The sequence below is a fragment of the Clostridium amylolyticum genome (assembly GCF_900142075.1).
Lineage (GTDB): Bacteria > Bacillota > Clostridia > Clostridiales > Clostridiaceae > Clostridium_AA > Clostridium_AA amylolyticum.
Map to the genome: position 1 here is coordinate 277,072 of NZ_FQZO01000001.1, position 26,345 is coordinate 303,416.

Genomic DNA, 26,345 nt, shown 5'->3' on the forward strand with positions numbered 1-26,345 from the left:
TGATGGCTAACCTTCCATAAGTATTTCCATAAATTAAGTTGATAAATAATTAACAAAAATAATATAATTAAAGTATATGATAGGGAAGGATGTGTCCATATGAAATACATGAATTTTTCTAAAGCTAATTGCAAAAATTGTTATAAATGCCTTAGAGCATGTCCTGTAAAGGCTATTAAATTTAAAAATGAGCAGGCTGAAATAGAAGAGGATAGATGTATTGCTTGTGGCCACTGTCTTTCCATATGTCCTCAAAATGCCAGACAAGTACTGAGTGATTTAGATATGGTAAAGTATATAGTAAATTTAAGTACACCAGTAATAGCGACCTTAGCTCCTTCCTTTGCTGGTTTCTTTGATGTGGAAGAAGGAAAAGTCATTACAGCCTTAAAGAAGCTAGGATTTTCCTATGTCCATGAGACAGCTTATGGAGCAGAACTAGTAGCCAAGCAATACAATGAATATGTAGAATCCCATAATCAAGATAATTATATTACAACCTCTTGCCCCTCTGCTAACTATCTAGTAGAAAAATATTATCCTGAGCTAGTTAAATACATGATTCCTACGGTTTCACCAATGGTTGCCCATGGAAAGATTTTAAAGCATGTATATGGAAAGGATTCCTTTGTGGTTTTTATAGGGCCTTGTCATGCTAAAAAAGTTGAAGTAGAGGAATATAAGGATGAGAAAATAATAAATGCTGTGCTTACCTTCGAAGAGGTAAAAGCTTGGCTAAAGGAAGAGGCTATTAACATAAAGGATCTTGAAGTATCTGAGTTTCAGCATAATCACTTATCTGGTGGAAGAAGCTTTCCATTGGGTGGAGGAATACTAGAATGCATGGGAGGAAAATTTCATAATAGATCTCTAAATACAATTTCAGTAACCGGTACTGAAGACTGCATGGAAGTTTTAAAATCTATAAAGGAAGGGAAGCTTAAAAACTGCTTTGTGGAAGTGAGTTCCTGTAAAGGAAGCTGTATTGGGGGCCCTAAGATGATAAAGGATGAAGAAGGCTACTACACAAGGTTTAGTAAGGTTAGAAATTATATTAATAAAAGAGTGGGAAGCGCAGACGATGAAGAGATGATTATCCCTGAAGGCATTGTTTTTTCTAGAGCTTTTAAAGATAAAAAGATCATTAAAGATCCTCCTATAGAAGAAGAAATAGCTAAGATAATGAGGCGGATGGGTAAGTTTACAAAGGAAGATGAACTAAACTGCGGTGTGTGTGGCTATAATACTTGCAGAGAAAAAGCTCAAGCTGTTTATGAAGGCATGGCAGAAACCAGTATGTGCCTGCATTATATGAGGAGTAAAGCAGAGAGCTTGTCAAATGTGATAATTGAAAATACACCTAATGGTTTAATCCTGATAGATGGAGATATGAGAATCAAAGAAATAAATCCTGCGGCAGAAAAGGTGTTTTTAGTAGATAAAGAAAATATTATTGGAAAGCCCATATCTATCTTAATAGAAGAGGAAGATATTAAAAAGGTTAAAGAAACAGGAGAAAATATCATAGGCAAGAAGGTTGTCTATGCAAAGTATAATGCTGTGTTTATTATAAATTCTATATATTTAGAAAAGCAGGATGCAGTGTTGATCACCCTAGTAAATATTATAGATGAAGAGAAAAACAGAGAAGAGCTTATTAAAATAAAAAGAAATGCTCTAAATGCAGCAGATGAAATTATACAAAAGCAAATGAGAGTTGCCCAGGAAATAGCAGGAGTTCTAGGAGAAACTACAGCGGAAACGAAATTGATTTTAATGGAGCTTAGAAAGGTTATCAGCGGAGAAACGGGGGAGACTAAATGAGTTGTTTTGTAGATACCTCCTTTGACAGCTTAAAGAAAAAGGGTGAAGAACTCTGCGGAGATATGGTAGAAATTATTAAGGTAGAGGACAGTACGGTGATAGTTTTAGCAGATGGCTTAGGCAGCGGGGTTAAAGCTAATATACTAGCTACCTTAACCAGCCGTATAGCAGCAACTATGATAAAAGGCGGGGCGGATATTTATGAAACGGTGCATACTATAGTGAATACTTTGCCCATATGCAGTGAAAGACATATAGCTTACTCTACCTTTACCATTATGAAAATACAAAGAGATGGGAGAACCTATGCTGTAGAATATGAAAATCCTCCCTTCTTCCTCATAAGAAAAGGAGAAAGCATTAAGGTAGAGAGAAAAGAAACCATAATCAATGGAAGAAAAATTTTAGAAAGTAATTTTTCCTTACAAGAAGAGGATGTTATAACCATTATAAGCGATGGGGTTTTGCATGCTGGGGAAGGCAACGTACTAAATATGGGTTGGCAATGGAGTGATGTTGAAAGTTACCTCCTTAGGAGCAGCGGAAATAAAAGATGCGCAAAGAATATCAGCAGAGACCTCATAGATGCCTGCTGGTACTTATACGGATGTAAGCCTGGAGATGATGCCACTGCCATTGGAATTAAAATAAAACGACCTCAGTATGTAGATTTATTTACTGGACCTCCTGAGCATAAGGAAAAGGATGCTTATGTGATTAATGAGCTTATGAGAGGGAAAGGAAAGAAGATAATATGCGGCGGTACTGCGGCAAACATAGCTGAGAGGATACTTAAAAGAAGCTTAGTGGTAGATGCTAAGGACATAAACTCTGAAATTCCTCCTATATTTTATATGGATGGAGTAGACTTAATAACAGAAGGGGTTATAACCTTAAGCAAAACCATAGAAATCATAAGAGAATACGCAGATTCTTTTCTTGAAGAAGGAAGAGAAAACAGCCTTAAGGGGGAGGATGGAGCTATACGTCTTGCAAAAATACTCCTGGAGGAATGTACTCATCTTAATTTATGGGTGGGTAAGGCTTGGAATAAAGCCTATGATAAAGAAGAATTTTATTTAAGTATAGGTATAAAGATGAGGTTGGTTGAAGAATTATGCCAGTTTATGCAAAGGCTTGGAAGGATAGTTAAGATAAATTATGTGTAAAAATAGGAAGGTTTATAGTACCTTCCTATTTTTATAGAGATTACTTTCTCTTATGATAGTGAGTGTGAAGAAGTTCATGAGCCTTTTCCCCATAAGGTTTTCCTAAAAATTCATCATATAAATTTTTGATATATGGGTTTTCATGAGATTTTCTTATGGTCTTATTTTTATCTTCTGTATATATAGCCTTCATTCTTTTTTGAAGGATTTCTGCATTTCCATGGATATATGGCTGACCGCCGCCATCGATACATCCTCCTGGGCAAGCCATGATTTCAATTAAGTGATAGTTTGCCTTGCCTTCTCTTATAGCTTGAAGAAGCTTTCTAGCATTACCAAGACCATTGGATATAGCAACCTTAACATCCATATCTTTAATTTTTACAGTGGCTTCCTTAATACCTTGAAGTCCCCTTACCGCCTCAAAGTCTAGGCTTTCAAGAGATTCATTGGTTATCCACTCATAAGCAGTACGTAGAGCTGCCTCCATAACCCCGCCGCTGGTACCAAAGATAACCGCAGCACCGGTAGATTCTCCTAAAGGATTTTCAAAAGCTTCCTCTTCTAGGGAAACAAAATCTATACCTGCTTCTTTTATCATCTGAGCCAATTCTCTTGTGGAGATAACTATGTCTACATCTGGCACTCCATTTCTATTCATTTCAGGTCTTGCAGCCTCATACTTTTTAGCTAGGCAAGGCATCACTGAAACCACTATTAAATCTTGAGGCTTAACCCCCATTTTTTCAGCTAAATAGGTTTTTGCTACAGCTCCAAACATTTGCTGTGGAGATTTACAGGAGGATGGAATGTCCAGTAAATCGCTAAAGTTTTGTTCCATAAAGTTTATCCAAGCAGGGCAGCAGCTAGTAAGCATAGGAAGCCTTCCGTCGTGCTCTAATCTATGAATAAATTCTGAAGCTTCCTCCATTATTGTTAAGTCAGCGGCGAAGTCTGTGTCAAAGACCTTATTAAAGCCCAAGGCCCGAAGGGCAGCTACCATTTTTCCTGTAACTAAAGTTCCAGGTTCCATACCAAAGGCTTCACCAAGAGCTGTTCTTACTGCAGGAGCAGTTTGTACTATAACAGTCTTACTCTTATCATTTAGAGCATCCCAAACCTTTGAAACATTATTAACCTCAATGAGAGCACCGGTAGGACATACGCTTACGCATTGACCGCAGAAAGTACAGTTGGTTTCAAGCATAGGAAGCTTAAATGCAGGGGATACCACGGTTTCAAAACCTCTGCCTACAGCAGACAGGATACCTACAGTCTGTACCTCATTACACATGGTTTCGCAGCGTCTGCATAGAACACACTTATCTAAATCTCTTATTATAGAGTAGCTGGAATCATCTAAATCATAGGTAGACATATCGCCTTTATATTTTATTTCAAATATTCCAAGCTCCACAGCTAATTTTTGCAAATCACAGTTTGTGCTCTTTTTACAAAGGAGACAATCTTGGGGATGGTCTGAAAGTAAAAGCTCTACCATACTCCTTCTAGCCTTTACCGCCTTTATGGAATTGGTTTTTACTACCATACCCATGGATACAGGGGTACAGCAGGCTGGAGCAAGATTCCTTCTACCTTCTACTTCTACCACACATACTCTGCAGGATCCAGGGTGATTTACGGTCTTATTATCATGAAGATTAAGATGGCAGAGGGTAGGGATATTTATATTTAATTTTCTAGCAGCTTGTAATATTGTAGTACCTTGCTCAACCTCTATAGGTTTTCCGTTTATGGTTAAATTAATTAAACTCACAGTGCACACCTCTCTTCTTACTTTTTAATGATTGCGCCTACAGGGCAAGCAGTGAAACAGCTTCCACATTTGATGCATTTATTAGCATCTATGGTATGCTTTGTTTTAACAGTACCGGCAATACAATTTACTGGACAATTTCTAGCACATTTAGTACATCCGATACACTTATCTGTAATCTCATATTGAACTAAATTCTTACATATACCAGCAGGACAGCATTTTTCCTTAACATGAGCTTCATATTCATCCATAAAATATTTCATAGTGCTTAAAACTGGGTTTGGAGCAGTTTGTCCAAGTCCGCATAAGGCGGTGTCTTTTATGGTTTCAGCTAATTCTTTTAGTTTTATCAGATCCTGTTCAGTACCTTGGCCATTGGTTATCCTTGTGAGTATTTCAAGGAGTCTCTTATTACCAACTCTGCAAGGGGTACATTTTCCGCAGGATTCATCCACGGTAAATTCTAGATAGAACTTAGCTATATCCACCATGCAGTTATCTTCGTCCATTACTATCATACCGCCGGAACCCATCATAGAACCTATAGAGTTTAGGGATTCATAATCTATAGCTGTATCTAAATTAGATGCGGGGATACATCCGCCAGAAGGACCTCCAGTTTGTACAGCTTTAAATTTACGTCCGTTCTTTATTCCACCACCTATATCATAGATTATTTCCCTAAGAGAAGTTCCCATAGGTACTTCTACCAGGCCTACATTATTTATTTTTCCTGCCAGGGCAAATACCTTAGTTCCCTTGGAGGTATTTGTTCCAATGGAGCTATACCACTCATCGCCATTTAGAATTATAGCAGGTATATTTGCAAGGGTTTCTACGTTATTTACACAGGTTGGTTTTCCCCAGAGACCCCTTTCTGCTGGGAAAGGAGGCTTATTGGTGGGCTCTCCACGGTTACCTTCTATAGAATGAATCAATGCTGTTTCTTCACCGCATACAAAAGCGCCGGCACCATATTTTATCTTCACATCGAAATCAAAGCCTGTACCCATGATGTTTTTACCCAGTAGTCCGTACTCTTTAGCTTCCTTTATAGCATTTCTAAGCCTGCTTATGGCAAGAGGATATTCCGCTCTTATATAAACGCAGCCTTCAGAAGCCCCTATGGCATAGCCAGCAATACCCATAGCTTCAATGACGCTGTGAGGATCTCCTTCTAATATGGAACGATCCATGAAAGCACCGGGATCTCCTTCGTCAGCATTACAAATTATATATTTTTGATCCGCATCATAAGCCTTAGCGAAGGACCACTTTTTACCAGTGGAGAAGCCTCCGCCTCCTCTTCCTCTTAGACCGGAGTCTATCATTAATTTTATAACTTCATCTTGGGTCATCTCTGTTAAGCATTTTCCTAGAGCTTGATAGCCATGGGCGGCAATGGATTCTTTTATATCATCGGGATTTATAAAGCCGCAGTTTCTAAGAGCTATACGGTTTTGTTTTTTATAGAAGGACATTTCATCTTGCCTTTTAACCTTTTCTTTAATAGTAGGCTCTTCGTATAAAAGTCTATCTATAACCTTTCCCTTTAAAAGATGTTCATTAACTATTTCAGCTACATCCGAGGGCTTTACATGGACATAAAAAACATTGTCTGGAAGTACCTTTACGATAGGTCCCTTTTCACAGAAACCAAAGCAGCCTGTAGGATAAACCAATACTTCATTAGACAAATTTGCTTCTTTCACTTGATTTATAAGATTTTCCAAAATAACATGGCTTTCTGCAGATTTACAGCCTGTACCATGACATACTAGTATAGTTCTTTCACACTTAGAATTTTCTGCTTGAACTTCTTCTTCATGAGAAACCTTACGAATTTTTAAAGAGTCTTTTAGATTATTATATAAACTTATAAGTTCCTTAAAGGAATTAATTTTACTCAAAGATCGTCCCTCCTATACAGAATATTCTGATAATACTTTCGACACTTGATCTTTAGTGAAATGTCCATAGACTCTATCATTTATTGTTACCACAGGAGCTAATCCACAGGCTCCTACGCACCTTAATACTTCTAAGGTAAATTTACCATCAGGAGTAGTTTCTCCCACCTTAATGTTTAATTTATTTTGGAACTCTTCCAGTACCGCTGCAGCGCCCCTAACAAAGCAAGCAGTACCCATGCACACATTAATTACGTATTCTCCTCTAGGCTCAGTAGTAAAATAGGAGTAAAAAGTAACTACCCCATAAACCTTAGAAAGAGGTATGTCCAATTTTTCAGCAATAAAGCTTTGAACTTCATTAGGCAAATACTTGAAAATTTCTTGAGCTTTATGAAGTACTTCTATTAAAGCCCCCTTTTTATCTTTTAAGTTGTGGATATAAGCTTCTAAAACAGCATACTTTTCATCATTAATAGGATTTTGACACAAAGAAAACTACCCCCTTATTCATAAATTAGGTAAAAATATTTAAATTACTTAAATATAATTAAATTAATTTAAATTGTAATGTAATCCTTTGCAAAAATCAATGACAAAATTTTAACAGTGATTGAAAATATTTTATTTTATAAATACAATGAATAATTTTCACATTGTTTTAGTTTTACCCACTGAAATTTGTTAAGTTTTCATTATTAAATTTATGCTTTCAACTCTAGAATGAGTACAATAGTATAATTAAAGAAGCGTTGTGTGTATCTTTATAAGGTTTATTACTAATTGGAATTGTAGAGGAATGACTAAAATTGTAATTTGTCGAATAATATAAATTAATTTTAAATGCATATCTAGCAGATGAAGCAATTAGAAACTTACATAGAAAATCTGGTTAAAATATTATTAATATATTTCTGGAAGTTAATAAGAAAGGAAAACTATTATAATTGTAACTAATGATATTGAGATAGTGAGAAAATGCAATAGAATGATTGCATTACTTGATGAAAAAATGGTTTAGCCAATAGCTAGATTTATCATTAAAGAAGATAAAATTTATAAGACTTAAATTAGGCTAGAGTATTTAATAGTAATCACTAAAAAGTACTATCAATATATACACTAGCCTAATAGTATCTATATCCATCTATATCCTATACCCCAGACGGTTTCTATATGTATTGGAGCTGACGGGTTGTCCTCTACCTTTTCTCTTATTCTCCTTATATTTACATCCACTATTTTTGTATCTCCAAAATAATCATAGCCCCACACTATATTTAAAAGCTCATTTCTGTTTAAGGGTTTATTCTTATTTTCTATAAAAGTTTTTACAAGTAGGTATTCCTTTGGAGTTAAGTCAAGGGGTACATTGTTTTTATAAACCTTCATAGAAAAAGTATCTAATTTTATATCTCCAGATACTAATATGTTACTGTCTTCTGGCAGCTCTTTGCCAATTCTTCTTAAAAGAGCTCTTGTTCTAGCAATAAGCTCAGATGGATTAAAAGGTTTCACCATATAATCATCTGCACCAAATTCAAGTCCCATTATTTTATCCATATCCTGTGATCTTGCTGTAAGCATTATAATGCCTACATTGGGGAACTCACTTCTCAATAATTCACAGGTTTTAAATCCATCTATTCCTGGAAGCATTAAATCCAATATAACTACATCTATATTTTCGCTCTTAGCCTTTTCTATTCCCTCTTCTCCAGAAGCAGCTTCTGTAACATAAAAATTATTTCTTTGAAAGTTTACTCTTATAAATTTTCTTATGGATCCCTCATCCTCTATTAAAAGTATTTTATTACTCATATTTTACTCCTCCAAATAAAAATGTTGTTTCAAGTTTATTATACAAGATACTTAAACTTATGGTGAGAGTAAATTGAAAAACTGCCCTCTATAAAATTGTTTGATCAAAGCGCAGACTTCCTCTCAATTATACTTACGATAATAAGGACAAAAAGATCGATACCTGCATAAGAAAAATACAAATGGTTACGAGATAATTACAATTTATTATGATATACAAATATAAAAAAATTTTATGATATAATACAAAGATAAAATAACTAATAATTTTGTCATATTAATAGAAGCTTAGAGGTGATAATTTGAAGGGGATTACTAGAAGATTAGTACTAAGTTATTTTTTTATTATATTTATTACTGTTGCAGTTTTAGAAGCTTTCCTCATTACTGCATTGAATAAATATTATTATAGTAATATGCAAAATCTCTTAAGTAATCAAATAACTGTTGCTGCTGATTTCTATAATAATTATTTTTCTTCCTCAAGCCTTGAAAAAAACGTTAAAGATAATGCTGATATCTTTTGGAAAAACACAAATGCAGAGGTTCAAATAATAAATAAAAATAATAAGCTGCTTATGGACTCCATAGGATACTTTACTGAGAAATTAATAAATGATAGTGATGTAGATAAAGCTTTACAAGGAAATTTAGGAGTTTATATAGATAATGGTAAAAATAATACAGATAAGATGATGTATGTATCATATCCTCTAAAATCAATGGGGCAAATTGAGGGGGCTTTGCGTTTTGCAGTTTCTCTTTCTGATGTGGACAACACCATTAATAGAATAACCAATATTCTTCTTTTAATAGGAGTTTTGGTTATCACAATATCTGGAATTATTAGTATTTTGCTTTCAAATACTATTGTTAAGCCTATAAAAGAGGTTACTGTTGCTGCTAAGAAAATCGCTTCTGGAAGATTTAATGAAAAACTTAATATAAAAAGAAAGGATGAAATTGGAGAGCTTTCTTCTACTTTTAATTTTATGGCAGAGGAGATACTAGCAAATGATAGGCTTAAAAATGAATTTATTGCATCAGTTTCTCATGAGCTTAGAACTCCTCTAACATCTATAAAGGGCTGGGCGGCTACTATTAAGGAAGGTAATTTAGAAGATAAAGAGGAAGCTATGGATGGACTTGATATCATTGAAAAAGAAAGTGATAGGCTTACTTTGCTTGTAGAAGAACTATTAGACTTTTCAAGACTTATATCAGGAAAAGTAAGTTTAACCAAGGATTATATAGACATTATCAACAATCTAAAATATATAGAAAAACAGTTTATACCTAGAGCTAACAGACAAAAAATTCATTTTAATGTGAAAGTTGAGGAAAATTTACCTATTTTGTATGCAGATCCAAATAGAATTAATCAAGTGATTATTAATGTTCTTGATAATTCTTTTAAGTTTACAAATGAAGATGGACTTGTAGAACTTTCAAGCTATAGAAAGGAAAATAATGTGATTATAAAAGTGGAGGATAGCGGTATTGGTATCCCTAAAGAAGAGCTTCCTTTTGTTAAGAATAAATTTTTTAAAGGCAAAAGTTCTATGTCTAAGACTGGGCTTGGACTGTCTATATGCAATGAAATAATAGCCTTGCATAATGGACATATTGAAATATTCAGTGAGCTTGGAAAGGGAACTCAAGTATGTATAAGCTTACCTACAGAGGAGGGTGGGTTAATTTGAAAAAAATCTACATGTTTCTTATCATTATTATATTAGGATTAGTCTTTGTATTATATAAAAATGTAACTCTTCCTCTTGCTCCAAAAATCCAAGCAAGAAACCTAAAAACTTCCCCTCTCTTAGGAGACTGGTATGTGGACAAGTATGTAACTCTAAAAGATAAAAGTAGTTATAATAATGAACCAGATAAATATTTGGGTAAGGTAGCTCATTTTAGCAACGAAAGTATATTTTTCAATGATGAAGGACTTACTAATCCAAGTTTCAAAGTTAAGAGGGTAAACTCCAAGGATTACTTTTGGGATAATTATAAGATAAAAGCAAATATGATAGGAATTGATAAAGAGTATATACAGATAATTACTATAAGCTCTAAAGAGCACTTTTTTGATGAGTATTTAAAAATAGATGAAACACATTTGGCTAAATATAATGAAGGCCTTCTTTTATTTTTTACTAAAGAAAATTCAACTAATGAAAAACAGGTTCAGAAATCTATAGATTATACCCAACTAGCTTCTGAAAAGGAACAAGAGGTTAGAGCAAAATCCGGGCTTCTTCTTGGACTAAAATCTAATAACTCTTATAGAACCATTTGGGTAAGTCAAGTTAATAATAAATTCATGGATATTGCTGAGATAAATGATATTCTTCTTCCTAGGATTAGTGGGTTTTGGAAAATAGGAACAGATGGAACTTCACTTTGGGCTGCTCCCATTACAAGTAATACTATCAAAGATTCCAACAATGATATTCAACGTGTACAAAATTTACAAGATGTATCCGTTCTATTTGCAGGAAATGACTTTATATGTGTTGATAACAAAAAGAACTTGCAGGTCCTTCCTTTAGATAACTTAAAAGGTCATCCCTTAGAACTTTCTAAAATATTCGTAAGAGAAGAAGATAAGTACTCCATAGATGGCTTAAGTAATGATACCATAACTAAAGCTAAAGAATTTAGCGAAACTAACTGGGGAGTATTCAGACGTGGTGGAAGATGGATTTTAAGAGGAAGAAAAAAATTAATAGATAATGATGGTTTTAAAGAGTTTGATATAGCTTATGCAGCACCCAAGAGCTTAACTACTTATGATGAATTATATCCTTCCTTTAATATTATAAAAACTAAAATTCCTGAAGCTGTGGATGCTTTCTCTTCTCCCAATAAAGATTTTTTAGTAGTTCTTACAGATAAAGAACTTCTTACAGTGCCTATACAAGGAAATTCACTTGGAGATGTACAACAGCGCATAGCATTGAAAAGGAATGAAACAGTAGTTATGGCTAACTGGGCCACAGGACATTATGTAGATGAATGGCTAAAAAAAGTGAAAGAATAATATATTTGTTACTAAATTGTAAACTTTACACAACCTTGTCGAAACCTCTTCTACTCCATAAGCTAGTATAATTAATTTAGAAATTATAACTAATATTAGTTTTAAAATAAGGAGGAGAAGGAGAAGTTTACATTGAATACTATGCACAATCGTCGTTATATATCAGGCTTAGATGGGCTTCGTGCCATTGCAATTTTATTTGTAGTTTTTTATCATTTCACCTTTAGCTGGGCTAAGGGAGGTTTCTTAGGAGTTGATATATTTTTTGTATTATCTGGTTATTTAGTAACTTCTAAGATTTTATTATCCCAGGAAAAATTTAAATTGAAAACTTTTTGGAAGAATCGTCTTGGCAGAATATTACCTTCTGCTTTTATAATGATTATAGTTACAGTTTTATGGGTATTGATTTTTAACCGTAGACTTTTGAATAATCTCATAGGTGATGCAATATCTTCTATTACATATACAACTAATTGGTGGTTTATTTTTCATAAGCTTTCTTACTTTGATAGCTTTGGCTCGCCATCTCCTTTGAAACATCTTTGGTTTTTGGCAGTGCAAGAACAATTCTATATTATATGGCCATTTATACTTATAATAGGGTTAAAAATTACTAAGAATACTCGTAAGCTTTCAAATATGATTTTTATGGGAGCTTTACTTTCAGCAACTTTGATGGGGATACTTTATAAGCCCACTGTTGATCCAAGCCGTGTATACTATGGCACAGATACCCGTGCTTTTGAATTATTAATAGGAAGCTTTTTAGCATTAGCTTTGGCAAACAAAAAAACTTTTGCTAAGAAAGCTTCTATAAAGCATAAAAAGCGGATAAACTTCATAAGTATCATTACTTTTTCTATCTTTATTGTTAGTGCTGTATTTATAGATGAGTATAATGAGTTTTTGTATAGAGGTGGATTGTTTTTCTTTAGTCTAAACACTGCTCTACTTATAGAATGTATTTCTTATCCAAAAGGGATTTTAGGTCACCTGCTTTCATGGGGACCTCTGAAATGGATTGGGACAAGATCCTATGAAATATATCTTTGGCATTATCCTATTATGGTTTTAAGTACTCCTGTTTATGAAATAGGGAATCCATCATACTTACGTGTGTTTTTTCAGCTGACTATTACATGTATTTTGGCAGAACTTTCATATCGCTTTATAGAGGTTCCAATAAAAAAATTTGGATTACGAGGATACTATAATCACTTAGCTGCTAATTATTTTGAAAGGAAATCCTCAAAGATTGCTAAAGGAACTTCAATTATAGTATCCATTCTAGTGATTATGTCTCTTACTATTGGCATTAATAGTATTGTAAAAATAAAATCAAACTTAGAAAATGCAAAGGCGCATTCATCTGAAATAACTACAAAAGAGATTTCTGAAAACAAAGATTCAAATATAAGTTCTGATGAAAAAGATATGAATTTACCTGATAAAGATAATAAATTGAGCTCTAGTAATAATAGCGAAGTGAATTTTAATAAACAAAATTCAGAAAATCCTAATAAAAATAATGAAGAAAGCTCACCAGCAGCTGTTAAAGCTTATAAAGGAATATTGGCTATTGGTGATTCCATTATGTTAGATATTACTCCAAGCCTTAAAAAAAAGTATAAAAATATTGTCATTGACGGGAAAATTGGAAGGCAAATGTCGGAAGCTATAACTTTAGCTTCAAAGTACTCTGCATTTAATGCTTCTGATAAAGCGGTTATCATCGAACTAGGAACAAACGGCTACTTTACAAAAAAGCAAATTGATGAATTGCTTAATTCTTTCTCAAAGGCACATATCTTTTTAGTAAATACCCGTGCACCCATCTCTTGGGAAAGTAAGGTAAATAAACTTTTAAAAGAAAAAGCTGAGGAAGGAGAAAATATAACCTTGATTGACTGGTATTCTACAGCTTTAAAAAATCCTGGGTACTTTGAGCCAGACGGTGTACATTTAGTACCTAAGGGAGCAGAAGCCTTAGTAAGGCTTATTAGTGAAAAACTGAAGATATAATAATGATATTTAACCATAGAAGTCCAGAGGCTCATAGAATATTAGTCGCCTGGAGCTGAAGGAAAGATATTGTCTTAAGGTGTTGTTAAATGGATTATATAGTATAAAATAATTGTAGTAGAGAAATCTATTGCAATTATTTTTTATTACCTTAAAATATAAGAGATGTTTATAATCCATTGGATTAACTGAAAAATATTTAACCAGCCTTGAGAATAACTATATTTTATATACATAGAGGTGTGAAAATGACCAATGAAAAAGTAAAAGTAAAGTGTTTAGGCATGAATGAAGAAGGAAAAGGCATAATAAAATTTAAAGGTAAAGAGATATATGTTCCTTATTTAATGGAGCAGGAGAACGCCTTAGTAGAAGTGATTCAAAAAAGAAACTTTATAAATGCTAAGGTCATTAACATAGAAGAACCATCGAAAAACAGAGTGAAACCCAAGTGTCCTTATTTCTACAAGTGTGGAGGCTGTCACCTTCAGCATATGTCTTATAAAGCACAGCTGGAATTTAAGCAAAACAGCGTCTCAAAGCTACTGGGAAGATACCATAAAGTAAATGACATATTGGGGATGAAGGAACCATACTTTTATAGAAACAAAATCCACTCTACAGTAGCCTACGATGGAAAAGGTAAGATCATATCAGGGATTTATGAAGAAAATACCCATAATGTAATTAATATAGACAAATGCATTATACAAGACAGCCAAGGAGATAAAATAATAGCATCTATTTTAGAATTGATGAAGGATTTTAAAATGAAGCCCTATGAAGAGGATACAGGACGAGGCTTCTTGCGTCACATTTTAATAAAGAGAGGATTCTCCACCAATGAAATAATGGTTGTCCTCATAGTCTCATCCCAAGTGTTTCCATCAAAAAATAACTTTAAAAATGCCTTACTGCAAAAGCATCCAGAGATAACTACTATAGTTATGAATATAAACAACCGCAAAACCAGCGTAGTTTTGGGAAACACTGAAAAGGTGCTCTACGGCAAAGGCTACATTGAAGATACCCTATGCGGCTGCACATTCCAAATATCCCCTAAATCTTTTTATCAAATTAACCCCATACAAACAGAGGTGCTGTACAATAAAGCCATAGATATGGCTAAGCTCACAGGGAAGGAAGTAGTGTTAGATGCCTATTGCGGCATAGGCACCATATCTCTTATAGCCAGTAAAAAAGCAAAAAATGTCATAGGTGTGGAACTAAACAAAGACGCCGTAAAAGACGCAATAAAAAATTCAAAACGCAACAACATAACCAACACCTACTTCTACAACGACGATGCAGGAGACTACATGGTAGGCCTATCAAAGACAAAGGAAAAAATCCACACAGTATTCATGGATCCCCCTAGAAGCGGCAGCGATGAAAAATTCCTTTCTTCCTTAATACGCCTAGCTCCTAAGCAAGTGATCTACATATCCTGTAATCCAATAACTCAGGAGAGGGATTTAAGATATTTAACAAGGCATGGTTATGTGCTTAAGGAAATACAGCCGGTGGATATGTTTCCACAGACTTGGCACGTGGAGACGGTAGTAAGGCTTAAAAGGAAACACCATTAGAAGCATTGGTATAGCTGGCGTTAGAGAATGGCTTAAATTGGATATGTTTCTTAATACGGGGTTAGGAAACAGGGATAAAAGAATATATGGTTGGGTAGAGCCCTTGAGTGTAGAAGATGCACTTGAGGGCTTTGCTTATCACAAAAATGTATATATTACTAAAATATGTTATAATGTGTGATGATATTAATGTATTTTGGGGGAGTAATAATTTATGAAGTTTAAAAATCTTATATATAAAAAATTAGGAAAGACAATATGTGGAGATGAAGGTCCGGGATTGTATTTAAGTGGCCCAATGTTAGTAGATTTTTTTGGTGAATTAGGTTTTGATGATAAGTATGATAGAGGATTTCCAACGAGATATATGTATGCTGAAGAAAAAGCAAAGACACTAATTGAAAATAATAAATTTAATGAATTAATAAATGAATTGCTAGCACCTATAAGATATTTAGATGCAGAAGGTACACCTATTCAAGTAATGAATTATATTAATTCATTTTTGGAGATAGAGAGCTATAAAATAATTGAGTTGAAAAATGGAAAATATTCAATAGCGAAGATAAATGGTAGTGCAGTAAGTGTAAGCAAGGAAGAATTAAATGTGTTATCATCAGAATTTTTAAATGAACAAGTTGATAAATGCAATAGAAAAATATCCGAAAAAGATTTTTATGGAGCAATAACTAATGCTAGAAGTATGGTTGAGGAAGTTTTATTATCTATAGAAAAAGAAATAACAGGCCAAAGAGGAGAAAATAATGGTGACATGTCAAAGCTTTATAAAAGAGTTAGCAAATTAATAAGTTTTGATGCAGGCAAACAAGGATTAGCTACGCCATTAAAACAAATATTATCAGGATTAAATAGTATTGTTATAGGAGTTGCTAGCTTAAGAACAAAAGCTAGTGACTCGCATGCACCAGAATATAAACCTGATAAACATCATGCTGTTTTAGCAGTTAATTGTGCTATGACATTCACTAGCTTTATTATTGGTTCTTATAATTATCAAAGAAGTAAAAGTGAATAGTTGGACCAATGTCAATATATTAGACACAAAAAGTTGAACTTTTTATGAGATTTTTCTAGCCAAATCTTCGCATTTTTGGGGAGTTAAATATCCAATACCACCATTTATCCTTTTTCTGTTATACCAGGCTTCTATGTACTCAAATATAGCAAGTCTTGCAGCATCATAATCAAAATACTTAACAAGATGCACGGCTTCCTTTTTTAAAGAGGCATGGAAAGACCCGATACAGGCATTATCATAGGGACAACCCTTACCAATAAAAGAATGTGTAATTAGTTTAGTACTCTCTATATAGTCTTTAAAAGCAGAGCTTGTATACTGACAGCCTAAATCACTATGTAGAATTAGAGGCTTAGTTGGTTTCTGGAGCTTTATAGCGTTTTTTACAGCTTGGAGAGCCAGTGCTGTATCAATAGATTTACACATAGCATAGCCAATTATTTTTCTACTATATAGATCCATAACTGAGGCTAAATAGCACCATCCGTCTTTAATTGTGTGAATATAAGTGATGTCTGTTACCCATTTCTCATTAATAGTAGTAGCACTAAAGTCTCTCTTTAAAACGTTTTCTTGAGCTTCTATTCTCTTTTTAGATGATGCAGGCCTGTACTTTTTTATTATTATAGATTTTATCCCCAATTTACTCATTAAACGTTGAGTTTTCTTTATGCTAATAATTATCCCTTTTGCTTTTAACTCTTTATTTATTTTAATTGCTCCATAATTGTTTTTACTGTCTTTATGGATTTTTAGTATTTCTTTTTCAATCTTTTGATTTTCTAATAATCTATTACTAGGTTTCTTATGGAGATATTTATAGTAAGAACTTCTTGAAACCTTTAAAACTTTACACATAAGCTTAATATCATGATATTTCTTGTTGTTAGTAATGAATTCAAATACAGTAGTTACTTCCTTGCGAATATGCCCATAGCTTTTTTTAATATTTCTAGCTCCTCTTCAAGTTGCTTATTCTTCTTTTGCATTGCTTGATACTCTTCAGCTGTTATAGTTGTGTTTTTATCCAGGGTCACTGACTTTTTCTTCTTTACCCAGCCTGATATTGTTGATTTTGATAGGGCATACTCACTACTTAATTCTGCTAAGCTTTTTCCAGAATTATAAAGCTCTACTATTGTGTTTTTGAATTCCTCTGTATATTGTTTTTGACCCCTTGCCATTATAAACACTTCCTTCTCTTTTCTTTATTTTAAAGTGTTCGGCTTTCTATGTCTACAATATTATACTAACACCAGACATAAAAAATAAATAATCTGGATAGGTTACACTGCCACAATAAAAGACTGTATATCGCTAAGGTAAGTCTTTGCATTTACATCTTCTTTATGTTTATGAAGTAGAACTGTGTCCTAAAAAAAGTTAATAACCGTCCATTGATACGGGAACAATTTTAAAATATACTTATAAGTAAAAGAAAGTATATGGAGGGAATTTGATGTAATATAGAATGAAAACACACCAATTAACAGATGAAAAAATTAAGAACTTGTTACTTAGGGTACAAACAGGAAGTTTTTCCACTATTAATACAGACGGTACCCCTTATACTACCCCAGTTCATTTTGTCTATATGGATAACCAAATATACATTCATGGGTTACCAAAAGGGCAAAAGATTGACAATAGCATTCGCAATGACAAGATTGGATTTTTAGCTTATGATATGCAGGGATTTCTTCTAGACCCAAATGGTGCGGTCTGTGACACCAATACAGAATATGAAAGTGTAATTATAACAGGAAATGCTACTTTGGTTGAGGATATAGAGGCAAAAAGAATAGGATTGCAAAATATAGTTCAGAAGTATACTCCACATTTAGCAGATTTGATACTTCCTGAACCTATGATTAAAGGTACTGCTGTAATACAGATTAATATTTTAGAGGTAACGGGAAAATACTATAATTAAAAAGATATTTTGAGGGAGTAAATATCAACATTATAAGTATAGTTTTAATAAAGATGACAGAACACCATTAATAAAGGGAAAAAGCATACAAATGAGCATGATATATATTTCAAGATGTAAATGTATTATTCAATATAAAGAAATCAGCAAGTTGGTAAGGGTCTATGTCAAGGATAGCTTGATGCTGAGATAGCGGGGTTCTGAATTAGTATTTAATTAGCTAACTTTTATACCAGTATGAAAAGAGGGATAATTTGAGTGACAAGATATTATTGATAAATGATTTGCCAGGTTATGGGAAGGTGGCACTAGCTGCGATGATTCCCGTACTATCCCATATGGGTTTTGATCTATATAATCTACCCACAGCATTGATTTCAAACACATTTGATTATGGAAAATTTGAAGTATTGGAAACAACTGAATATATGAAAAACACAATATCTGTATGGAAAGAGCTAGGATTTAACTTTGATGGGATTTCAACAGGCTTTATTATGTCTGAGGAACAGGTAAGACTTGTAGCAGATTATTGTCAAGAACAATCCCAGAAGGGCACCATAGTATTTGTAGACCCTATTATGGGGGATGACGGGAAGTTATATAATGGAGTAACTAATCAAACTATAGAATACATGAGACAACTCTGTTCAGTTGCAGATTATATCCTTCCTAATTATACAGAAGCAGCATTTTTAGCAGGTGTAGATATTAAAAATGAAGGAATATCATTGGAAGAAGGATATGAATTAATAGATAGATTAAGAGAATTAGGCTCTAAATCTATTGTAATTACAAGTGTAAATCTTAAGGATAATACTGCTGTATTGGGCTACGATTCCAAAGAAGATACATATTTTAGCCTGTCATTTGAGTATGTGGCAGTCAGATTTCCAGGAACGGGAGATGTATTTTCATCAGTAATGATGGGAAAAGTGCTTTTGGGAGCACCTTTACAGGACTCTGTACAAAAAGCTATGGATTACGTAAAGGATATTATAATACTGAGTAAGGATAATGTAGATAAATTCAAAGGGATACCAATAGAAGCTTGGCTTGATAAAATGGATATATAAATAATCTAATTCTTTGAAGAATAAATAGTAAAAAGGAGTTCATAAACATGAGAAGAAAAGATAGAGAAATGGGTAGGGACTTTGGGTACTATGTAATAGATAAGGCTAGATACGGAATACTCTCAATGATAGATGGTGATGAACCATATGGGATACCTCTGTCCATAGTAAGACATGAAGAAAATCTTTACTTCCATTCAGCTAAGGATGGAAGAAAGGTATGTACATTGACAAATAATCCGAGTGTCAGTGTAGCATTTGTAGGGGAGATAAGAATTCCAGATAACTTTACTGAAGAGGAATTAAAAGAAATAGCATCTGATGAATCTAAAGCTATATTATTGATTAGCAGTGTATTTACTACTGAATATGAATCAGCAGTAATAAAAGGCAAAGTCGAAATAGTTGAAGATGAGGAAGAAAGAATCAAAGCCATGAGGCTTATATGTGAAAAATATATCCCGACAAAGATGAAGTATTTTGATATGGCAATTAAGGCTGGATTAAAAAGAACGAATATATATAGAATCCGCATGGAAGAAATAAAATCTAAAAGAAAGAGATATGACAAACAAGGCAAAGAGATGAAATATGGGAGAATGAAATAAAATTTGGATTTCTATGATGAAGTGACTTTGGAAAAGTGCATAGATAATTAATATTAGAAAGAATAAAAACTTAGAAAAGAAGAGTGAGCTTAGGAATACTTATGCAGAGAGCTAAAGTTGGTGAGATTGAGCAAGGGATAGCAAGCCGAACATTGTCTTAAAGTTGGGAGATCGAATCTATCTTAGATATCCACGTAGATGCACGTTATAGTTATAAAATGTTTATGGATTATTTCCAGCATACTTGATGAGGTACATACCGTAAGGTCTATATAAAATTGGAGTGGTAACATGAAGCTTTCGTCCCTTTGCATTTTGCAAAGAGATAGGAGCTTTTTAAAATTTACAAAATAAAATATAAAGAATAAGAGTATAATAAAGTGAACGAAAGGAAATTATGTTTTGAAAACATACACTTCCACCAATGAATCACTGGATCCTTACGACATCTTTATTGTCACCTCAAGGTATGAGGAGAGAATAGTTCTGATGACGAATTGTGGTGGGAAGGACAAATAAGGCAAGCTAACCACGAGATGTAATGTGCCTCATACAGATATTATAATAGTTAGAAACCTAAAAATTGATTGTCCAAAGGTTAGGGGAATTGATGATTAGAAAACAATATAAAGCGATCACTACCGTGTAATCGTATGACCATGAATTGAAATTCAGGAGATACACTTTCGAGCTAAGTAAAATCTGGTAAAATTAAGAAAGCCGAAAGTTATTAGTGTCTGTCATTTATAAACTAACAGGTACGATAGTTCAGTAAATCTCCTTTTTACAACTATGCAGTTTTTCGATGGTCAAATACAAACATTAGAATTAAACATATCCAACTCTATTAAAGGGGAATTTTGCTTATATGACTACTAAACCGCTAAAATTGAATGTATACATTAACCTTTGTGGAAGAGGCATTTGTTGATTTACAATGAAAATTGGGTTCTTTCCAAAGTTAGTTGAAAAGCAGATTTTTATATGTCATAATTAAACTCTAAATCTAATGATTAATATGAAAAAGCGTCATATATACGGAACAGTTATGATTGATATAGAAACAAAAAAGAAGATATTTAACCCCTAATATATCTGCAATACATGGATCATATGGTGTGTCTAGAAACTGTGCGTTAGAACCTTTTCACAGCATAGTAGATGAGTTAATAATTAGAGGACAAACTTTTAAAAAAGTAGAAGAGCATATAAGAAGTAAGGGTTATTCCGGTTCAGCATCAGCAATACGCATGTATGCAACAAAAAAGAGAAGATTAATTCAGCAATTAATAGAATCCGATATGGATAAATATGATTTAGTGGATCGTAGATATCTTATAAAACTATTGTACAAGCCTATTTATAAAATAAAAGATCTTTCAGTTGAACTATTAAATAGAATAATAAGCGAATATCCTATTTTATCTGATATTTATGATAAGCTTTTCCTAGAATTATAAAGTTCTACTATTGTGTTTTTGAATTACTCTGTATATTGTTTTTGACCCCTTGCCATTATAAACACTTCCTTCTCTTTTCTTTATTTTAAAGTGTTCGGCTTTCTCTGTCTACAATATTATACTAATACCATTTATATAAAATATATTGGTAGAGGTACGACGAAGAGAAATTATTATAAATATTACTAGAATGAAGAGATCAAGAGAGAATCTTGGCCTTTTTTATTTTACTAATGTCTTTTAAAAATTGAAAAAATATGTTGACATATGAAATAGCTCGTGATATATATTAATATATAGACCGACGGTCGGTCTAAAAAAGAAATGGAGTAAATTATGAGAGTTATAAAAGAGCATGATGAAAGGAAAAAAGAGATTCTTGATACGGCTGAAGGGCTATTTCGTATAAAGGGATATGAAAAATGCACCATCATGGACATAATTAAAGAAATTGGCATTGCAAAGGGTACTTTTTATCATTATTTTAAATCAAAAGAAGAGGTTTTAGATGCAGTTGTATTGCGATATGCAGATATTGTTAGAAATAATGCTGAAGAAGCACTTCAAATAGAAAATATTAGGCCAGTAGAAAAACTTATGCGTGTATTTATGGCTATGCAGATAACTAACCAAATTGACAAAGACTTGCTTGATAGCATGCATAAGGTTGAAAATGCTCTGCTACACCAAAAAGTATTAAATAAACTAGTTACAACAATGGCTCCGATACTGGTAAAGGTAATTGAAGAAGGAATAGAAAAGAAAGTTTGGAGTTGTAAGTATCCCTTAGAGTATATGCAAATTTTCCTAGTAGCGTCACTATCATTAACGGATGAAGGAATTTTTGAGTTGGATACTGATTCGCAGATGAGGGTTATGGCTGCAATGATATCAATGCTGGAAGAAATGTTGAATGTACCTGAAGATTGTTTTATGAAGTTATTCATAGAGAATTTTGTATAAATGTAAAAATATTAGCATAAAGGAAAATATTAGTGTTTATGAAATGGAAGGGAGCATTAGATGAATTGGCTGATAGTTAAAAATGATTTTAAGAGAAATAAAATAATTAACATTGCACTGCTATTATTTATGATGTTTTCTGCATGTCTTGCTGTTTTATCATCTATTATGGCAGTTCAAACTATTACATCTATATCTGACTTATATGAGACGGCACAACCACCACATTTTTTACAGATGCATAAAGGAGAAATCAATCAGGAACAAATAGATGAGTTTATGTCTGATTATTCAGGGGTTACTTATTTCCAAACAATTAAAATGATCAATGTATATGGAGAAGATATAACTGTTGACAATGATGAAAAAACATTCAATTTGTCTGATACACGTTTGGACATAGGATTAGTAAAGCAAAACGAAGAAAAGGATTTGCTTTTGAACTCTAAACATGAAAAAGTAGTATTGCAGGAAGGGGAAATAGGGGTTCCGGTTATTCTAAAGGGAATGTACCATATGGAAATAGGTGACAAAATCATTTTGAATTCTAATGGCAATTCAATGGAATTTGTAATAACTGAATTTGTTTTGGATGCTCAGATGAATTCTACAATGGCATCTTCTACAAGGTTTTTATTAAGTGATGTAGATTATGGAAAAATTGAAGACAGAGTTGGAGAAAATGAATATCTCATAGAGGCATACTTTAAGGATATAAGTGAAGCTTCTAACTTACAAACAGCTTATGAAAATGCCAATTTACCTCAAAATGGTCAAGCGGTAACTTATGCTATGATTTTTATTTTAAGTGCCTTAACAGACATAGTTACTGTATTTGTAATGCTTTTAGTAAGTTTACTATTAATCATTGTATCATTTATATGTGTTAGGTTTACAATCATGGCGTCTTTAGAGGAAGAAATTCGTGAAATAGGAACGATGAAAGCCATAGGAATTCCATTTTTAGATATTAGAAACATTTATCTTAATAAATATAGGTTATTAGCCATAGCTGGAGTGATAATCGGGTATATCTTGGCATTTCTTATGAGCGGTATTTTTACAAATCATATTAATATAACATTTGGAAATATGAAAATATCTAGTCTTGCAACAATTTTATCTCTTGGAGTAGGACTCATTGTTTATTTCCTAATAATTGCTTATTGCAAGAGTGTATTAAAGAAACTAAAAAAGGTAACCGTTGTTGATGCACACACAAGGGGAAATGGATTTGATAAAGCTACAAAAGGCATAAAAGATGGGCTGTATAAATCCAAATCCTTACCTGTAAACTGGCTTTTAGGAGTGAGAGAGGTATTTTATAAATTTAAGAATTGGATAATCATTTATGCAGTCTTAATAATTGCTGTATTAATGATCCTTATTCCTGTGAATCTATTGAATACATTTGAATCTCCTGAATTTATAACTTATATGGGAAGTTCTACAGATGATATACTTATTGAAGTAGAAAATGGAGAAAGGTTAGAGGAAGGATACGAGAATGTAAGAAATATTTTAAAAAATGATGATTCAATAAAACATTTTTATGAATATAGGAGAATACGCGTACAGACTTTTGATTCAGAAAATGAGACTATGAATTTGCATATTGATTGTGGTGTTAACTCAGGAAATGAACTAAAATATCTCAGTGGAGCTGCTCCTAAAAAAGAAAATGAAATTGCCATATCTTATTTTAACGCTGGTAAGATTGGAAAGAATCCTGGCGACGAGATCGTACTAATATTTGACGACAATAAAAAGAATTTTACTATATCAGGGGTGTATCAGGATGTTACCAGTGGAGGTTTTACAGCAAAGTCCATATATGATTTTCATAGTTTAGATTCTGAAAAGTATTCTTTTTCAGTAAATCTTAAAGATGAGGTGAAGATTGAAGAAAAGGCAAAGGAATGGTCTGAAACCTTAGGAGCAGGAATAAATGTTGACCCAATGGAGGATTTTATAAACCAAACATTGGGAGGGGTTTCAAGACAGCTTAGAATTATTGTTATTTCAACTGCCATAGTTGCAGTGAGTATAGCTGTAATAATAACGGTAATGTTTTTAAAGCTACGCCTTGCAAAGGACTTGTCTGAAATAGCTATTTTAAAAGCTATAGGATTTTCTGAAAGAGATATTAAACAGCAGTACATGATAAAGACAGGACTTGTTTCCATAATGGGAATATTGTCCGGAATTATATTAAATAATTTAATAGGAGAAAAGATTGTCAATGCTGCCTTAAGCATAGCAGAAATAGGTATTAGGGAGGTTCAATTAATTTCAAATTCTTTAGTTGAATTTGTCTTGTGCCCTGTTGTATTAATTGGATTGATACTAATTGCAACAGCAATTTTAATGAAAACTATAAAAAAATATAATATTGTTTCTATTATTGATGAATAGAAGGAGAGACCTATGAAAACCATTTTAGATGTAAAGAATTTATGTAAAAGCTTTGGTGAGACACAGGTTTTACATAATATAAATTTTAAGGTCAATGAGGGTGAGTTTGTAGCAATCATGGGGCAGTCTGGATCAGGTAAATCCACAATGCTATATAATATAAGTGGAATGGATAGACCTACTTCCGGAAATGTGCTCTTAAGTGGTGAGGATATTTCAAAGGTAGATGAAGAAAGATTAAGCAGTATAAGATTAAATAGGATGGGTTTTATTTTTCAACATTCCTACCTTTTAAAAAATTTATCTATTCGTGACAATATAGTTCTTCCAGGATTTAAGTCAGGTAAGTATTCCAGAGAAAAGGTAAGTGAAAATGCTGAATCAATAATGAAAAAGACAGGAATTATAAGTGTTGCTGATCATGACATAAAAAAGGTATCAGGTGGTCAGTTGCAACGTGCAGCAATTTGTAGAGCACTTATTAATAAGCCCGATATTTTATTTGGGGATGAGCCTACAGGGTCATTAAACAGTAGTACTACAAAAGAGGTTATGGACAATATTAATGATATAAACATAGAAGGTACAACTGTTATAATTGTAACCCATGATGCAAAGGTGGCAGCCAGAGCTAGCAGGGTGATTTTCATTATGGATGGAAGTATCAATGATGAGCTGGAGTTAGGAAAATATAATGGAAACAAAGATAATTCATTTCGTGATAAAAAACTAACACAGTGGTTGGATAAACAAGGATTCTAGATGAGGATAAGATGGAAAATCTATGTAGTAATTTACTTGCTGCTAAATAATAATTTAGAAGTAATTCATATTGGAAGGAAAATTAAAGGCAATTGGAACGGTATCAGAATTGATGGAAAAGACAAATATCAAAACACTAGAGAATGCCTTTGTTTCACTGGCTTCAAAAGAGGAGGTAGAACGATGAAATCATTAGCATTTGCTGCTATCTGCCATTCAAGGGAATATTCCAATTGAAAGGGAGCATCCACAGAATTGATTTACACAATTCTGTGGATGCTCCCGGTTTGGGGGTGAGTTGTGTTACGCTTATTAGGAACGACACCTAACTGCAAACTTAATATTTTGGTATGTATAACCGCATAAAAAGATAACCGTCCTCCATATCGTCTGTCATTTCAAAGCCTACGCGACTCCATAACCTTTGTGCGACTATATTTTCCGGCTCAACTGGTAAAGAAATTTTACTTGCGTTGCACTCTTTACACAAATATTCAACACAAAGCCTAGCTGCTGCCACTCCATAGCCTCTTTTCTGAAAACGGCTATCTATAATGAAATTTATGATTTGATGGTTCTCTTCGCCAATATACATTAAAACATAGCCCACCATCACATCATCGGCATAAATTGCAAAGGGGCGAGAATCATCATAAAACACCCACGCCTCGGCTAAAGACCACGCGACAGGGTCTACAAAGTCTGCATTGGTAACAGATGCGCTTAAATTCAAACACTCTTCATAATTATCTTCGTTAATCGTTCTTAATTCTACCAAAAGAATCCTCCTTTCTTAAACATAGGCAAGGTTGTTTAATATAAATAATACCGCATGCTGCTAAGTTTTTCCGCCACCCTTATGCAAGTATTGACTGGACTATATTGGGTCTATAGGAAACAAAGAGCCGTTGTATCGAGTCGAAGA

The 26,345-nt window shown here is 33.2% G+C and carries 20 protein-coding genes; 14 read left to right on the plus strand and 6 right to left on the minus strand.

Features of this window, described 5'->3' with window-relative positions; translation table 11 throughout:
• The first annotated feature begins 99 nt into the window (after window positions 1–99).
• Window positions 100–1,824, plus strand: a complete 1,725-nt coding sequence (locus BUA82_RS01415; protein WP_073003941.1) for a [Fe-Fe] hydrogenase large subunit C-terminal domain-containing protein — start codon at window positions 100–102, stop codon at window positions 1,822–1,824.
• Entirely contained in the window at window positions 1,821–2,993 is a 1,173-nt protein-coding gene (locus BUA82_RS01420; protein WP_073003942.1) for a SpoIIE family protein phosphatase, read from the plus strand. Before BUA82_RS01415 ends, BUA82_RS01420 begins: the two co-directional genes overlap by 4 nt.
• A 40-nt stretch (window positions 2,994–3,033) precedes the next feature.
• On the opposite strand, the gene BUA82_RS01425 is transcribed toward BUA82_RS01420, so the two are convergent.
• The 4 genes from BUA82_RS01425 to BUA82_RS01440 form a co-directional block, all read right to left on the minus strand.
• Window positions 3,034–4,770 (minus strand): NADH-dependent [FeFe] hydrogenase, group A6, encoded by a 1,737-nt coding sequence (locus tag BUA82_RS01425; protein WP_073003943.1) that lies wholly within the window; start codon window positions 4,768–4,770, stop codon window positions 3,034–3,036.
• A gap of 17 nt (window positions 4,771–4,787) precedes the next feature.
• On the minus strand, window positions 4,788–6,683 hold the full coding sequence (locus BUA82_RS01430; protein ID WP_073003944.1) for an NADH-quinone oxidoreductase subunit NuoF: 1,896 nt from the start codon (window positions 6,681–6,683) through the stop codon (window positions 4,788–4,790).
• Between the two features lie 12 nt (window positions 6,684–6,695).
• Window positions 6,696–7,175, minus strand: a complete 480-nt coding sequence (gene nuoE / locus BUA82_RS01435) for an NADH-quinone oxidoreductase subunit NuoE (protein ID WP_073003945.1) — start codon at window positions 7,173–7,175, stop codon at window positions 6,696–6,698.
• Between the two features lie 645 nt (window positions 7,176–7,820).
• Window positions 7,821–8,504 carry a response regulator transcription factor gene (locus tag BUA82_RS01440; protein ID WP_073003946.1) on the minus strand — a complete coding sequence of 228 codons (684 nt, stop codon included), beginning with the start codon at window positions 8,502–8,504 and terminating at the stop codon, window positions 7,821–7,823.
• Between the two features lie 302 nt (window positions 8,505–8,806).
• On the opposite strand from BUA82_RS01440, the gene BUA82_RS01445 reads away from it, so the two are divergent.
• The 5 genes from BUA82_RS01445 (at window position 8,807) to BUA82_RS01465 (ending at window position 16,200) form a co-directional block, all read left to right on the plus strand.
• Entirely contained in the window at window positions 8,807–10,207 is a 1,401-nt protein-coding gene (locus BUA82_RS01445) for a sensor histidine kinase (RefSeq protein ID WP_073003947.1), read from the plus strand.
• Window positions 10,204–11,550 (plus strand): hypothetical protein, encoded by a 1,347-nt coding sequence (locus BUA82_RS01450; protein ID WP_073003948.1) that lies wholly within the window; start codon window positions 10,204–10,206, stop codon window positions 11,548–11,550. Before BUA82_RS01445 ends, BUA82_RS01450 begins: the two co-directional genes overlap by 4 nt.
• Before the next feature lie 141 nt (window positions 11,551–11,691).
• Complete coding sequence (locus BUA82_RS01455) at window positions 11,692–13,575, plus strand: acyltransferase family protein (protein WP_073005087.1); 1,884 nt, start codon at window positions 11,692–11,694, stop codon at window positions 13,573–13,575.
• Window positions 13,576–13,823: 248 nt separating this feature from the next.
• Complete coding sequence (rlmD, locus tag BUA82_RS01460) at window positions 13,824–15,164, plus strand: 23S rRNA (uracil(1939)-C(5))-methyltransferase RlmD (protein WP_073003949.1); 1,341 nt, start codon at window positions 13,824–13,826, stop codon at window positions 15,162–15,164.
• A 214-nt stretch (window positions 15,165–15,378) separates the two neighbouring features.
• A complete protein-coding gene (locus tag BUA82_RS01465; RefSeq protein WP_073003950.1) occupies window positions 15,379–16,200 on the plus strand; it encodes an abortive infection family protein in 822 nt (273 codons plus the stop codon).
• A gap of 42 nt (window positions 16,201–16,242) precedes the next feature.
• On the opposite strand, the gene BUA82_RS01470 is transcribed toward BUA82_RS01465, so the two are convergent.
• A protein-coding gene (locus BUA82_RS01470) for an IS3 family transposase (protein WP_242948906.1) occupies window positions 16,243–17,387 on the minus strand; the annotation gives its coding sequence in 2 pieces (ribosomal slippage) (window positions 16,243–17,141 and window positions 17,141–17,387; 1,146 coding nt in all).
• A gap of 287 nt (window positions 17,388–17,674) precedes the next feature.
• On the opposite strand from BUA82_RS01470, the gene BUA82_RS01480 reads away from it, so the two are divergent.
• The 7 genes from BUA82_RS01480 (at window position 17,675) to BUA82_RS01510 (ending at window position 25,420) form a co-directional block, all read left to right on the plus strand.
• Complete coding sequence (locus tag BUA82_RS01480) at window positions 17,675–18,136, plus strand: pyridoxamine 5'-phosphate oxidase family protein (protein ID WP_073003953.1); 462 nt, start codon at window positions 17,675–17,677, stop codon at window positions 18,134–18,136.
• Window positions 18,137–18,390: 254 nt separating this feature from the next.
• Window positions 18,391–19,212, plus strand: coding sequence for a pyridoxamine kinase (locus BUA82_RS01485; protein ID WP_073003954.1), 822 nt, complete (start codon window positions 18,391–18,393; stop codon window positions 19,210–19,212).
• A 47-nt stretch (window positions 19,213–19,259) separates the two neighbouring features.
• Window positions 19,260–19,820: a pyridoxamine 5'-phosphate oxidase family protein gene (locus BUA82_RS01490; RefSeq protein WP_073003955.1), complete on the plus strand. Its 561-nt coding sequence runs from the start codon at window positions 19,260–19,262 to the stop codon at window positions 19,818–19,820.
• Between the two features lie 1,118 nt (window positions 19,821–20,938).
• Window positions 20,939–21,280, plus strand: coding sequence for a hypothetical protein (locus BUA82_RS01495; protein WP_073003956.1), 342 nt, complete (start codon window positions 20,939–20,941; stop codon window positions 21,278–21,280).
• A 336-nt stretch (window positions 21,281–21,616) separates the two neighbouring features.
• Entirely contained in the window at window positions 21,617–22,243 is a 627-nt protein-coding gene (locus BUA82_RS01500; RefSeq protein ID WP_073003957.1) for a TetR/AcrR family transcriptional regulator, read from the plus strand.
• Window positions 22,244–22,303: 60 nt separating this feature from the next.
• Window positions 22,304–24,658 carry an ABC transporter permease gene (locus BUA82_RS01505; protein ID WP_073003958.1) on the plus strand — a complete coding sequence of 785 codons (2,355 nt, stop codon included), beginning with the start codon at window positions 22,304–22,306 and terminating at the stop codon, window positions 24,656–24,658.
• A gap of 12 nt (window positions 24,659–24,670) precedes the next feature.
• Window positions 24,671–25,420 (plus strand): ABC transporter ATP-binding protein, encoded by a 750-nt coding sequence (locus tag BUA82_RS01510; RefSeq protein ID WP_073003960.1) that lies wholly within the window; start codon window positions 24,671–24,673, stop codon window positions 25,418–25,420.
• Between the two features lie 337 nt (window positions 25,421–25,757).
• Here the strand turns inward: BUA82_RS01510 and BUA82_RS01520 are convergent, their stop codons facing one another.
• Window positions 25,758–26,198 (minus strand): GNAT family N-acetyltransferase, encoded by a 441-nt coding sequence (locus BUA82_RS01520; protein WP_073003966.1) that lies wholly within the window; start codon window positions 26,196–26,198, stop codon window positions 25,758–25,760.
• Between the last annotated feature and the right edge of the window lie 147 nt (window positions 26,199–26,345).

What these genes read in the sequence shown, in the direction of transcription:
- BUA82_RS01500 (WP_073003957.1), top strand. Translation starts at nt 21,617, where the DNA reads ATGAGAGTTATAAAAGAGCATGATGAAAGGAAAAAAGAGATTCTTGAT.
- BUA82_RS01465 (WP_073003950.1), top strand. Translation starts at nt 15,379, where the DNA reads ATGAAGTTTAAAAATCTTATATATAAAAAATTAGGAAAGACAATATGT.
- BUA82_RS01420 (WP_073003942.1), top strand. Translation starts at nt 1,821, where the DNA reads ATGAGTTGTTTTGTAGATACCTCCTTTGACAGCTTAAAGAAAAAGGGT.
- BUA82_RS01455 (WP_073005087.1), top strand. Translation starts at nt 11,692, where the DNA reads ATGCACAATCGTCGTTATATATCAGGCTTAGATGGGCTTCGTGCCATT.
- BUA82_RS01490 (WP_073003955.1), top strand. Translation starts at nt 19,260, where the DNA reads ATGAGAAGAAAAGATAGAGAAATGGGTAGGGACTTTGGGTACTATGTA.
- BUA82_RS01505 (WP_073003958.1), top strand. Translation starts at nt 22,304, where the DNA reads ATGAATTGGCTGATAGTTAAAAATGATTTTAAGAGAAATAAAATAATT.
- BUA82_RS01480 (WP_073003953.1), top strand. Translation starts at nt 17,675, where the DNA reads ATGAAAACACACCAATTAACAGATGAAAAAATTAAGAACTTGTTACTT.
- rlmD (WP_073003949.1), top strand. Translation starts at nt 13,824, where the DNA reads ATGACCAATGAAAAAGTAAAAGTAAAGTGTTTAGGCATGAATGAAGAA.
- BUA82_RS01415 (WP_073003941.1), top strand. Translation starts at nt 100, where the DNA reads ATGAAATACATGAATTTTTCTAAAGCTAATTGCAAAAATTGTTATAAA.
- BUA82_RS01510 (WP_073003960.1), top strand. Translation starts at nt 24,671, where the DNA reads ATGAAAACCATTTTAGATGTAAAGAATTTATGTAAAAGCTTTGGTGAG.
- BUA82_RS01440 (WP_073003946.1), bottom strand. Translation starts at nt 8,504, where the DNA reads ATGAGTAATAAAATACTTTTAATAGAGGATGAGGGATCCATAAGAAAA.